Source organism: Wukongibacter baidiensis, assembly GCF_050888315.1.
In the GTDB taxonomy this organism is placed as follows: domain Bacteria; phylum Bacillota; class Clostridia; order Peptostreptococcales; family Caminicellaceae; genus Wukongibacter; species Wukongibacter baidiensis.
This window is the reverse complement of record NZ_CP138202.1, coordinates 4,455,620-4,468,803: the sequence shown is the minus strand read 5'-3', so window position 1 is coordinate 4,468,803 and position 13,184 is coordinate 4,455,620. Positions and strand designations below refer to the sequence as shown.

Genomic DNA, 13,184 nt, shown 5'->3' with positions numbered 1-13,184 from the left:
TGATGAATTTCTGAGACATCCCAGGGCTGTACTCATAAAACTCCTTTATGAGTACAACCCCATTTTAGTCCTCTGCCGAAAAAATTCTTGTTCCATCTGCAAGTATTTTATAGCTTGAAAATATGGCCATTTCTTCAATATTCACTGACTCCAGTTTTTCTTTTATTACCTTGTTATTGTCTTTAGTGGTTGTATCTGACTTATTCCCCATTCTTATATACCTCCTGTAAAGGTTCTCCCCCCTGTTACTATTATTATATGGCATATGCCATTTTATGAGAACAATTTTGTTTACTTATTAAATTTTTACATACTCAGCAAATTTGCAAATTCATCTTGTATTACTTACAATACCTTCAGTCCGCTTTTACGGAATCATGTTCGCTTTTACGGATACGATGATGATGCCGTATTTCTCAGTTGCATACACATCTTGTCAATATATTTGTCCACTTTTGCGGAATTCTATTATTAATCTAGTGACAAGAATCAGCTAAAACCAACATACTTAAACTTGGCATGTAAATTGCTCTGTATATTGATATAAATTTACGAAAATTGTGGGCAAAATTTAAAATATTATGGTATGCCACGATTAATTGGAGGTATGAGCTTTGGCAAATTTTGAATTTTATAATGTAGATACTGTGAAGCTTGCAGAAAAATATGGAACTCCACTTTATGTTGTCTCTGAAGACCATATAGTAAATAAATGTAAAGAAATACAAGAAGATTTTATTAAAAAATATAAGAATGTAAGAGCCGTATATGCTAGTAAGGCCTTTCTAAATAAGGAAATGTGTAGGATTATTGACAAGGAAGGTCTTGGTATCGATGTAGTATCCGGTGGTGAGCTTTATGTTGCCATGCAAGCTGGCTTCCCAATGGAGAAAATCATTTTTCATGGAAATAATAAAACTATAAATGAATTGGAAATGGCTATAGATAATAATGTAGGTAGAATAGTAGTAGACAACTTTTATGAGCTTGATTTATTGAATTCCATTACAACGGAAAAGGAAAAAAAGATCCAGATACTATTTAGAGTTACTCCTGGAGTAGACAGCCATACCCATGAATATATTTCTACGGGACAAATAGATTCTAAATTCGGTATTCCTATATCGGATGATATGATTTATGATGCAGTCTCACGAACTACCGATATGAAATATGTAGAATTTAAAGGTTTTCACTTTCATGTAGGTTCTCAGCTGCTAGAAAACACCTCTCATCTAATGGCATTAGAAACATTAGTTACAATAATGAAGAGAACAGAAGAAGAATTAGGATTAGAAACTAGAGAGCTTAATGTAGGTGGTGGATTTGGTATATATTATTCTAATGGAGATGATCCAAAGCCTCTTAGATATTTTACAGATGCAATAATGGAAGCCCTAATCCTGGCTTGTGAGAAAAGCAATTTATTAATACCTGAGGTGATTATTGAACCCGGTAGATGGATAATTGGAGAAGCTGGAATAACCCTATATTCAATAGGATCAATAAAGGAAATCCCAAATGTAAGAACCTATGTTGGAGTAGATGGAGGTATGCCAGACAATCCTCGAACTGCTCTATATCAGGCTAAATATGAAGCAGTAATAGCTAATAAAATAAATGAAGAAAAAAATGATACTGTTACAATTGCGGGCAAATGTTGCGAATCAGGAGATATATTGATATGGGATCTTAAGGTTCCAAGACTTGCTCCCGGAGACATTTTGGCGGTTAAAAGCACCGGTGCTTATAACTATTCTATGGCTAGTAATTATAACAAGATTCCAAGACCGGCCGTTGTCATGATTAAGGATGGTGAGGATAGATTAACCGTTAGAAGAGAGACCTATGAAGATTTAATTGCAAGAAATTTATAGAAAATAAGAGTGTAGACGAATTGTCTACACTTTTATTTTTTCAGTACTCATAAAAAAACCGTTATTCATTCGACAAGTTTCGACATGTCTTTCAAGGGTTTTATTATATAATTTTGTATTGTATAAGCAATTGCTATATCGTAGGAATTATCTTTTATAACAATATTATAATCACAAAAAAATAGAAGGGAGATATAGATCTTTGCTAGTATATTTTAATTTGCAGTAAAAGCAAACTTCTATATTATTTATCATGATAAAAAAAATATTTGATAAAAAGAAACCTTTGGTCTTAGTAGCAGATGACTCTAAATTTATGAGATCTGCCTTTCGACGCTTTTTAGAAACCCAAAACTATGAAGTTGCCGAAGCCAAGGACGGTAAAGAAGCCCTCTCACTTTTTTTACAATTAAAACCCGACATTATTCTCATGGATTTTGTAATGCCAAAAATAGATGGCGTTACTGCCTGCGCCCAATTACAGGGATTACCTGATGGGAAAAATACGCCTGTAATTATGATCACATCTCTAGAAGACGAAGATTCTGTAAATGTCGCTTTTGACGCCGGAGCTACCGATTACATTAGTAAGCCTATTAATTGGGCAGTTTTACGTCAACGTTTAAACCGTTTAATAAAAGCAAGGCGTACCGAGATAAATCTTTATCAAAGTGAGGCCTTTGCCAGCTCTATAATTAATCATGCAATCGAAGGAATACTTACCATTGATACAAATAGAATAATACGATATATAAATCCTGCTGCGGAGCAGATTTTTGGATATACTTCTAGTGAATTAATTGGCAAAAACATCGATATAATCATTCCTCAACTTTGCTATACAGATTGCAACAAAAACGATGTTGATGAAAAACTTATATCTAACACTCGTGAAATCATAGGACATAGAAAGAATAAGTCCACTTTACCTATTGATTTTACTATAAGCCCATTCAACGTTGGCGAGAAGAATTTATTTACTATTATGTTGCGTGATATTACAGAGCGAAAACATTATGAAGAAATGATTAGGTATCAAGCTTTGTATGACTCATTAACCGATTTACCGAACAGACTTCTGTTGAAGGAACGTATCACCCACGAAATCACTCATTCAAAATACGTTAATCAAAAATTTGTTGTAATGTACATTGATTTAGATAGATTTAAGCTTATTAATGATACCCTAGGCCATGATGTAGGTGACAAGCTACTTAATGAAGTTGCCAAAAGATTTAAGAACAGCGTACGTGAAGACGATACGGTTGCTCGAATAGGAGGCGATGAATTTGTAGTCTTACTACCTGGATTAGCTCCAGAAAAGGATATAGGTAACATCGCTAATAAAATCCTTGAGGCTATAAGAGAGCCTATAATAATCGATAGTCACGAGCTTTATCTAACTGCCAGTATTGGAGTATCTATTTATCCCAATGATGGGGAAGATGATGAGACTCTACTTACAAATGCTGATATTGCCATGTATCGAGCTAAGGAAAAGGGCAAAAATAACTTCCAAATATTCACTCAAGCTCTAAACGCCAAAGCATTAGAACGGTTGGAGATGGAAAATAGTCTTAGGCGTGCAATCGAATATAATGAGTTTGTTGTACATTATCAACCTAAGGTTGATACTAAAACAGAGACAGTAACTGGAATGGAAGCTCTAGTACGCTGGCAACATCCTAATTGGGGACTAGTTTCTCCTCTAAAATTCATTCCATTAGCAGAAGAAACAGGGTTGATCATCCCTATTGGAGAGTGGGTATTACGTACTGCATGTGCCCATAATAAATTTCTCCAAAATGCTGGATATCCGCCTTTGACAGTAGCGGTTAATCTTTCTCCACGTCAATTCGAACTACAGGATTTAACGGCAATGGTCTCCAATATATTAACAGAAACCGGATTAGAACCTGAGTACTTAGAGTTAGAAATCACAGAGAGTATAGCTATGCAAAATGTTGAACATACCTTTAAAATAATAAAAGAACTAAGAGAAATCGGAGTTAAGTTTGCTATAGATGATTTTGGCACAGGGTATTCTTCCCTCAGTCAATTAAATAGTTTTTCCGTAAACAAGTTAAAAATCGATAAATCTTTTGTAAGTAAAATAAATGATGAAAATGATGATTCTATAATCGCTTCAACTGTTCTAGCTTTAGGAAAAAGCCTTGAATTAGAAATAGTTGCTGAAGGAGTAGAAAACAAAGTTCAAGCTGACTTCTTCAAAGAAAATGAATGTGATGAAATGCAAGGATATCTATATGGTAAGCCAATGACCCAAGAAGATTTTGTGAAGTTTTATTCTTCCAAATTTCAAAATAGAATATCTTAAGTAATACAAGTAATACAAAAAACAGCACTCAAAAGTGCTGTTTCTTTATAATTAACTAATCCTTCAATTTCTCAATGATCTCTTTCAATACCTCATCGGCTCTATCATTATCTACTTGACAAGTACCGGCATTACGATGTCCACCACCGCCATATTCAAGCATTAATTCTCCGATATTAACATCAGATGTCTTATTAAAAATCGATTTTCCGACAGTAAACACAGTGTTTTGCTTCTTAAGACCCCAAATAACTTGGATTGAGATATTCGTTTCAGGGTATAGAGCATATTTCATAAATCGGTTACCTGGATAAATTGTCTCTTCGTCCTTTAAAGGGATCACTAATACATTGTCATGAACCTGGGCAAGTTTCTGCAGCTGTTTCTTAAAATCCTCTTCGTATTTGAAATATAATTCTACCCTTTCCTTAACATCCGGTAGTTCTAATATTTGTTCTATCTTATGATCTTTACAATAGTCAATAAGTTCCATCATCAAATTATAATTAGAAATTCTAAAGTTTCTAAATCTTCCAAGGCCTGTTCTTGCATCCATTAAGAAGCTAAGTAGCTCCCATCCTTTAGGTGATAATACGTCCTCTTTAACAAACTGTGCTGAATCGGCTTTATCTACAGCCATTAGCATATCATCCCACTCATTTGGGAATGTATCCTTTCCACCGTAGTAATTATACACAACCCTTGCTGCTGATGGTGCTTCAGCTTCAATAATGTGGTTTTCACGCTGCCCCTTATTTCTAATAGTTTCACTTAAATGATGATCAAAAGCTAGATATACTCCTTCTGCGTAAGGTAAATTAGTTGTAATATCCCTATCAGTAACTTCAATTAGTCCATCTTGCATATCCTTAGGATGAACAAACTTAATATCATCAATCATATTCAGTTTCTTCAAAAGAACGGCACAAACCAATCCGTCAAAGTCACTTCTTGTAATCAGTCTATACTTATCTGCCATACTAGTTCCTCCTCAGTAGTAATTTATGTAATAGTGTATAAAAAAAATGGCACATTTTGGCGCCATTTGTAATTCTTCCTCACTTACAATGATATAGGACTAATTACCCAAAATCAAGTATTTATTTCAAAATTCATTATCTATATAAGAATGGTTCTCAATATCCATCCCCATAGGCCAAGATGTTTTGATGCTCCATTTGAGTGATTTTTATAAACCTGTTTTCACCTTCAAAACTATATAGAGAAACAGATTTATTGCATGAACGCAAAGGAAACATCGAAACGCCTCGTATTAGAAATTAACCAATCTCGTTAATTTATACGAATTTAAAGCACCTTCTTATTGTATTAGAAGGTACTTTAAATTTGATTATTAACTAAATTTTACTCTTTACACTGACTCCAAAATCAAACTCCTATTCTTCATCGCTACTTTCATCTAATTCTGGATCTTCTTCTCCTTTTTTCTTTCTATATACCTTGTATTCTTTAATAGTCTCATTTCCAGCTTTATCATAGGCTTCTATCGTTATTATATTTTCTCCATAGTCTAATTCAACTTCTTGACTTTCCATAGAATAGGATACTGGACCAAGCTCATCCTTATACTCCCATTCTCCTTCTTTGTAGAAGACTTCATCGCCACTAATCTTTACCCTTAACTCTCCAAAGTTTTCTTCAATTTCTGCGGCAACTTCTACTGTTTTCACATCATGATCAACTATTCTTTCCTCTGGCCATTCTTCCATTTCAATTGTTGGAGCAGTAAGATCGACAATTACCTCATGCTCGAAGTTTATATCATTACCGGTCTCATCTTCCGCCTCTATATCTATGCTGTGGAACCCATCATCGTAGGTAAGAGTTACTTCAAATTCAAATTTTCCTGACTCTTCGTTTTCCTCAAACTCAACATCATCTCCGTTTACTCTTAAGTATTCTAGATCCGATGCCTCAGATATTTCACCCTCTAATTCAATCTCTTCCGTATTATATACTCCTCTAAATTCTGGGCTAATAATTGTAATATATGGGATTTTACCATCACCATCGTTTATTTCAACATCTTGAGTATACTCAGCTACATTTCCAGCATAATCAGTGACTTCAACAGTTAACTTGTGTATACCCTTTGAAAGATCTTCTGCATCAAATTTTCCTTTCTCACTTTCACCTATTATCTCATCATCTTCTATTAATACATACTTTTCTATTGAAACGCCTTCATCATCAGCCTCAACAACTATCTCATTGTCAGATCCATCATATGTAATTTCCTCAATATCAGGAGCTTCTGTATCTACATATATTGGGAATAGTTTTGTCTGCCAATCCGCATCTGGATAGTCAATGATAGTTCTAACACTGTAATAGTATTGTCCATCAGGAGCTATCTTATTTTTGATCTTACCGTCCCATACCCAAGCATCGTTCTTCGTATATGCATCAGCGATTTCTCCATCAAAATAACTCTTTCTAACGTACTCCTTACTAGCTAAATTCCTTACTTTCTCTTTATCACTATCTAAAATATCTATATCTAGTTCTTTAACATTTCTTAAGAATGAAAGTACAGGTTCGGTAGCGTCCTTGATCTCATCAGAGTTTGGTGAAATAGCAATTTTGTCTTCATCCCATTCATCATCATCTATTTGTCCTAAATATTTAAAATCTTCATATTCATCTTCTGGTTCAATCATACCCGTGATTCCATATAAACTGTTCTTATCATATATGCTTCCATCTATATTTTCAGCTTCATCCCATTCACCATAAAATCCAACGTATGGTATAACTAGATCCATACCGTCATCATCTGAGTTTTTCTCCTTAAGCTGTATGAAGCCCTCTACAAATGCTCCATTAGGGAATAAGTCCTCTAACTCCTCGTCAGATACTAGAGCTTTTGCGTCATCTAAATCAATCTCTACGTCGATATCAACACTTTTGCCGCCCTTTACTTTAATAGTATCATCATCATCAATTTCATCTCCATCTAGCATAAACTCTATAGGTGTTTTATCCTTCTTATTCACTATAGGCTGAGGAGCTCCCATAATTTTTCCATCTTCAACAAGGTCTGTTGCAACACTTCCATAAATTTCATACTCAAGATCTTTATCCTCTAGATTCTTAATTGTAATAGTAAACTTTTCATTATCGTCTATTTCCTTAAGGGCAACCTTACTAATTTCTGTGTCTTCATCTACGACTATAGCAGGTGTTGTAGTGGCCTTTAATAAATCCATTACTCCTGCACCCTGTCTTCTCGGTGAAGTATACTCATAAACATCATCATCAACCTCTTCTTTAACAGGTACAGCTGTGCTCATCATAAGATTTTTAGCCATTTCAACTTTTTCTTTACCCTCTAAGTCCGGGAATCTCTCCTCTACTGCTTGAAGTACAAGAGCCGCGCCACCTGACACATGAGGAGCCGCCATTGACGTTCCACTCATGTATTGATATTCGTCGTCTTGATCAGTAGAAAGAATGCTTCCACCTGGGGCTGTTATTTCTGGTTTAAACTCAAGGTCTGGAGCAAGTCCCCATGAAGTAAAGTCAGACATGTATCCAGATGTAGGATCTAATCCTTCGGACTTTAATTCAACCTCGATAGAAATAGATCCATTAGCTAATTTTTCTTCTAATGCTTCTCCATCTTCCTTACTTATCTTCATGAATGGTATTTCCCAGCCACCTTGATCCTTATAGAATTTGGCTTGTCCGTGATCATATACGATTATTCCAATTGCTCCTTCTTCAGCTGCCCACGCAGTTTTATCTCTAAAACTATATGCGCCTCTACTTACAAGTACAACCTTATCCTCAACGTCTATGCCTTTATAATCATCTGGAGTACCAAGCTTTTCGCCTCCAATTGCAATTAAGTCTAATTCTGATGAAAGTTTATTCCATTTATCCTTACCATAACCTACTATAGTTCCATCTATTCCTGAAACCTCTACATTATGCTCATACAGGTATATCTTATTATTTACAGATGCAACCTGTACTGAATCTATTGCAATACCTGGAGAACCTACTACTCCTACATCTGGATTCTCTGCATCGGGATCCAGTGGAGAAGCTAACTTGTCCGAATTCCCCGCTGAAATAGAAACAAACACACCATTTTCTACGGCTCTAGCTACGGCTCTTTGCTCTGGATCATCCGGTTGAACAAAGCCTGCTGTTGAACCCAAACTCATATTTATAACATCTGCGCCTAATTTAACAGAATCATCCATAGCTCTAATAATTACATCTCCATAGGTTGAAGGCATAGATGGATTGTTGCCGAAAACCTTCATAGCAAGTAATTGTGTTTCCGGTGCAACACCTTTTATTCCATCGTCTTCTTCGTCACCGTTTGCTCCCACTGTACCAGCTACGTGCATCCCATGTCTACTTGCCTCTGGACCCAAATCTAATATTTCTTGATTGTTGTCCATGTAATTATATCCATAAGGAACTTTATCTGTATGCCATATTCCTGGAAGTTCCTTTGAAGCTACGTCTTTTTTAGATAGCTTTACATTATCATCATCTGTAAGTATCATATCTTGGTGGCTAGGATCAATTCCTGTGTCAAGAACTGCTACAACCATACCCTCACCATCATAGCCTAAGTCTTTCCATACGGCTCTAGCCTTTACTTTATCTAAGCTATCTCTCATAGTCGGTTCAGGTCTACTGTATTCATTAGCTATGTATACCTTCTTAACATCAGGTAATTCTTCAATTTTCTTAGCATCTCCAAGGGTTGCAGTACAACTGAAACCATTAAATACGTTTACAAAACTATTGTGATATTCTATATCTATATCTTCTTCGTCAATATTTTCTTGTAGCGATCTTTGAACTTCCATTAACTCTCTAGCTGTAGAGTCAACAAAATCGTCATCAAGCTCAAAAAACTTCATTTCTTCTTCTATTGCATGTTGAATAATTGGTTCGTCTTCAAGTTCTATAATTAATCTTACCTCATCGCTATCCTTTAAACCTCTTTCTTTTTTATCTAAATCTAAGCTACTACCTTTTCTTGCATAATCCTCCAAATCAGGAGCCGCAAAGGAAGCCGATAAAGATGTAACTACAAAAATAGTAATAATAAATAGTGATAATAACCTTCTAATTTTCAAGTTTCATCATCCTTTCTAACTATTTGTCATAAAGTTCATTTTTGAATATTTTTTTACATTTACTCCTTTCTATAGAAATTATGGTATAAAATATTATGCTTATATAAATATTACTATATATAAAAAAATTTTCAATAGAATTTTCCAAATTTTCATTCATTATTTTCAGTCATGTTTTTATAATATTTTTCATAATTCTGTATAGTATGCTATTTATCGACGACAATTTCTATATTTATTAAAATGAAGACTCCGAGGTATCGAACCTCTCTGTTTTGGTCAGATTTCTCTTAGAGAAATTTTCCAAAATAAAAAACGCCTAATCAAATTTAGGCGTTTTCAGATTGTAGATAAAGTCTACAAGATGACAGACTGTTGAGAAATCTGAAGTTCGAGGCGTATTGAAAGCAAGAGACCGTAGCGTATACAGACATACGTAAGGGTTCTTGCTTGAAGCAACAACGAAGAAATTCGGGTTTGTCAACAGTCTTAAACGCCTAATCAATTTTAGGCGTTTTATTAATGCTAAAACTTATTAGTATTTATTTGTGAATCTCCAAATGTGTTTAAATCAAACTTGTACTCATTATCTAATAGATTTTTATCAATTTCGAATGTTATAGTTTTATATGTTATAACCTGTGGATAAATCTTATCTGGATCAGGAGTTTTAGTTTTCAGGTATATCTTATATCTCCCTTTTAAAATTCTTTTAACATTTTCTACTTCTATATCATATCCAGGATTAGGAAGAGCTTGAGTTATAGTTACTAGTACTTTATCATCGGTTTTCTTTACTCCAATCCCTTCTTGTCCACTATTGGTGCTCTCCTTATTTGTTACCTTAAATGTCATAACCTTTATGTTGTCTTTAATAATTTCTTCAAATCGTTGAAGCATGATTATAGCTTGAACCTGAGTTACAGGCTTTTCTGGTTCAAATCCCTTTTCAAAACTCCCCTTTATTACCCCATAATCATGTACCTTTGTTATTGCCTCTATGTATCTTTTTTCTAAACCTTCAATATCTTTAAATGGTATTTCCGTACTTTGGCCTTGCGGCTTTGAATCTAATAAATTAGCTATAATTTCTACTGCATCTTTACGAAGTATTACTTTAGATTCCTGATCTCCTTCTGAACCATTATTGTCTATTGTTTTTTCTTCCAGCTTTTTATCTAGTCCTACTTTATGGCCTACACTATCATAGGAGCTTATAAACCTTTCTAAGGCTTCTGTAAAATCTTTCGTAGTCATATTACTATCTGGGTTAAAATCTTTAGAACCCATATCAATCAGGTGTGGAAAATTTCTTTCTACAAACTTTTCATCCACAATATCCTTCGCCCAATGTTCCTTAAGCACTTCTTCAAAGTCCCCATAGGCCACTCCACCACATGATGCTATCACTGAAACAATGCAGATAACTATACCAAACTTTTTTAACATTCAACACACCTCCTCTACATCCATTTTACACTATTTTTTCCATATTTTATTATTTCAATATTGTTACAAATATAGAAAGACTGTCTCATCAAGATAGATTCAATATAAGCTGAAGCACTTTTTTTGTTACCAAACTCTGCTACACTTCTTCAATTATATATTCTTGTAATACTGTATTTGCCTCTCCTTTAGACTTGATTTTTAAATCAAAGTCTTTAAAATCAATTAGTACTTTTGGCTCAAATTCCTTTTCTACTAGTAAATAATCCAGTCTAAGAAAATTATCTTTTTTTAACTCATGTATCCTATCATTCACTTTTTTAAACATTGACACTAGGTTTTCTCTTTGTTCTTCATCAAGTTTATCATTATTCTTTATACATTTATCATAATTTCCAAAGTTATAATTCTTATTTATATAGTCATCATCGGCTTGTATCTCTATAGGCAGAAACCATACAGAATACTCAAGTTTGCTGAGAATATCATCAAATCCACTTTGAAAGTCATCTTTATTTACAAAAAAGCCTGGCTCTCCTATTTGAAATACAATTTTGTTTTCAACCAATTTAGCAGGAATAAATCTACTTATTTCTTTTCTATCACTCATTAAACCACCACGAATCGTTTTATATCTTGATATACATCGATCACTATTTTTTCCTAGTTTCAGTATATCAATTATTTTATTATTCATCCATAATCCCCTTTCCAAAACATATAATCCAAATTCAACTTCATTATAACATCTACATATTGATATGTTAAATTCTAAATGTTATTTATTGGAAAAATAGCACTTGGTTTACCCAAGTGCTATTTAGGCTGCTAAGAAACCCTAATTTCTTCGTTGTTGCTTTAACTAAGAACCCTTACGTATGTCTATATACGCTGCGGTCTCTTAGTCTCAGCACGCCTTGAACTTAAAGTTTCTTAACAGCCTATCATTTTGTTAACTTCGTTAACAATCTGATAGCACTTGGTTTAACCAAGTGCTATTTTTCCAATGTCTTTTCTATATTGTTTTCCTTTGAAATTAATCTTTTCTATATCTTTATAAACTATATCTCTAGCTATATCTATTGTATCGGCAGTAGCTACTACCCCAAGAACTCGCCCACCATTTGTGACTACTTTTTCATCTTGGAGCTTTGTTCCTGCATGAAATACAACTGAGTTTTCTACTTTACTAAGCCCCTCAATAACCATGCCCTTTTCATACTTTTCAGGGTAGCCTTCTGAGGCTAGCACTACACAAACTGCCTTTTTATCGGACCATTTAATCTCCTGGTTCTTTAGGTTTCCTTCTAATATGCTTTCGATGATCTCTATTAAATCCGTTTCTAATCTTGAGAGAACTACCTGCGTTTCAGGGTCTCCAAATCTTGTATTAAACTCAAGTACCTTCAGCTCACCATTCTTAATCATCAGACCTATAAAGATTATACCCTTAAAGTTTAATCCATCGGCTTTTAAGCCTTCAATAAATGGCATCAATATTTCATTATGTGACTTTTCTTTGATGTCTTCGTTGTATATAACGCTTGGTGAATAGGTTCCCATCCCTCCTGTATTGGGTCCCATATCTCCATCAAATACTTTTTTATAATCTTGAGCACTGACCATAGGTACTATAGTGTCTCCATCTACAAAGCAAAGAACTGAAGCTTCTATTCCATCTAAAAACTCTTCTATGACTACCTTTGTACCGGCATTTCCAAATTTCTTATCCTTCATTATCATGCTTAAAGCTTCATGGGCTTCACTTTCATTCTGAGCAATAATTACTCCCTTTCCTGCCGCAAGACCATCGGCCTTTATTACCATTGGAAATCCATAAATCCCTATGTCATTTATTGCTTCATCTGCACTGGTATATTCTTTGTACATTGCCGTAGGAATGTCGTGTCTTATCATAAAGTCTTTAGCAAAGGCTTTGCTTCCCTCAAGCTTAGCACAAGCTTTATTAGGCCCAAATATCTTGAGACCCTCTTCAGTAAATCTATCAACAATTCCATCTACTAAAGGAACTTCAGGACCAACTACTGTAAGGTCTATATCCTTTTCTAGAGCAAAGGCCAGTAGAAGCTCAATATCCTCTGCCTTTATATTAACCAATTCCGCCATAGCTCCTATTCCTGCATTCCCCGGAGCGCAAAATATCTTTTCAACTCTTGGACTTTGAGAAATCTTCCAAACTAAAGTATGCTCACGTCCACCACTACCAACAACAAGGACCTTCATAGTTATTTTCACCTCCAAAAGAATCGTGCTAGGAGCAAATTTTATTTGCACCTCAGGCTGTTGACAAACCCGAATTTCTTCGTTGTTACTTCAAGCAAGAACCCTTACGTATGTCTGTATACGCTGCGGTCTCTTGCTTTCATCACGTCT

The 13,184-nt window shown here is 34.6% G+C and carries 8 protein-coding genes; 2 read left to right on the top strand and 6 right to left on the bottom strand.

Features of this window, described 5'->3' with window-relative positions:
• Positions 1–64: 64 nt before the first annotated feature.
• Positions 65–211: a hypothetical protein gene (locus R9X47_RS20100; protein WP_432662865.1), complete on the bottom strand. Its 147-nt coding sequence runs from the start codon at positions 209–211 to the stop codon at positions 65–67.
• A 403-nt stretch (positions 212–614) separates the two neighbouring features.
• On the opposite strand from R9X47_RS20100, the gene lysA reads away from it, so the two are divergent.
• Both lysA and R9X47_RS20090 read left to right on the top strand, forming a co-directional pair.
• A complete protein-coding gene (gene lysA, locus R9X47_RS20095; protein ID WP_432662864.1) occupies positions 615–1,877 on the top strand; it encodes a diaminopimelate decarboxylase in 1,263 nt (420 codons plus the stop codon).
• A 316-nt stretch (positions 1,878–2,193) separates the two neighbouring features.
• Positions 2,194–4,215: an EAL domain-containing protein gene (locus tag R9X47_RS20090; protein ID WP_432662863.1), complete on the top strand. Its 2,022-nt coding sequence runs from the start codon at positions 2,194–2,196 to the stop codon at positions 4,213–4,215.
• 55 nt (positions 4,216–4,270) lie between these two features.
• On the opposite strand, the gene R9X47_RS20085 is transcribed toward R9X47_RS20090, so the two are convergent.
• From R9X47_RS20085 to purD, 5 genes are all read right to left on the bottom strand, one after another.
• Positions 4,271–5,194, bottom strand: coding sequence for an exopolyphosphatase (locus R9X47_RS20085; RefSeq protein ID WP_432662862.1), 924 nt, complete (start codon positions 5,192–5,194; stop codon positions 4,271–4,273).
• 418 nt (positions 5,195–5,612) lie between these two features.
• Positions 5,613–9,341: a S8 family serine peptidase gene (locus R9X47_RS20080; protein ID WP_432662861.1), complete on the bottom strand. Its 3,729-nt coding sequence runs from the start codon at positions 9,339–9,341 to the stop codon at positions 5,613–5,615.
• 525 nt (positions 9,342–9,866) lie between these two features.
• The gene (locus tag R9X47_RS20075; protein WP_432662860.1) at positions 9,867–10,790 is read right to left on the bottom strand and encodes a protease complex subunit PrcB family protein; all 924 of its coding nucleotides are present in this window, start codon (positions 10,788–10,790) and stop codon (positions 9,867–9,869) included.
• 139 nt (positions 10,791–10,929) lie between these two features.
• Positions 10,930–11,487: a hypothetical protein gene (locus tag R9X47_RS20070; RefSeq protein WP_432662859.1), complete on the bottom strand. Its 558-nt coding sequence runs from the start codon at positions 11,485–11,487 to the stop codon at positions 10,930–10,932.
• Between the two features lie 287 nt (positions 11,488–11,774).
• A complete protein-coding gene (gene purD, locus R9X47_RS20065) occupies positions 11,775–13,034 on the bottom strand; it encodes a phosphoribosylamine--glycine ligase (protein WP_432662858.1) in 1,260 nt (419 codons plus the stop codon).
• Positions 13,035–13,184: the final 150 nt, after the last annotated feature.

What these genes read in the sequence shown, in the direction of transcription:
- R9X47_RS20090 (WP_432662863.1), top strand. Translation starts at nt 2,194, where the DNA reads ATGAGATCTGCCTTTCGACGCTTTTTAGAAACCCAAAACTATGAAGTT.
- purD (WP_432662858.1), bottom strand. Translation starts at nt 13,034, where the DNA reads ATGAAGGTCCTTGTTGTTGGTAGTGGTGGACGTGAGCATACTTTAGTT.
- R9X47_RS20100 (WP_432662865.1), bottom strand. Translation starts at nt 211, where the DNA reads ATGGGGAATAAGTCAGATACAACCACTAAAGACAATAACAAGGTAATA.
- R9X47_RS20075 (WP_432662860.1), bottom strand. Translation starts at nt 10,790, where the DNA reads ATGTTAAAAAAGTTTGGTATAGTTATCTGCATTGTTTCAGTGATAGCA.
- R9X47_RS20085 (WP_432662862.1), bottom strand. Translation starts at nt 5,194, where the DNA reads ATGGCAGATAAGTATAGACTGATTACAAGAAGTGACTTTGACGGATTG.
- R9X47_RS20070 (WP_432662859.1), bottom strand. Translation starts at nt 11,487, where the DNA reads ATGAATAATAAAATAATTGATATACTGAAACTAGGAAAAAATAGTGAT.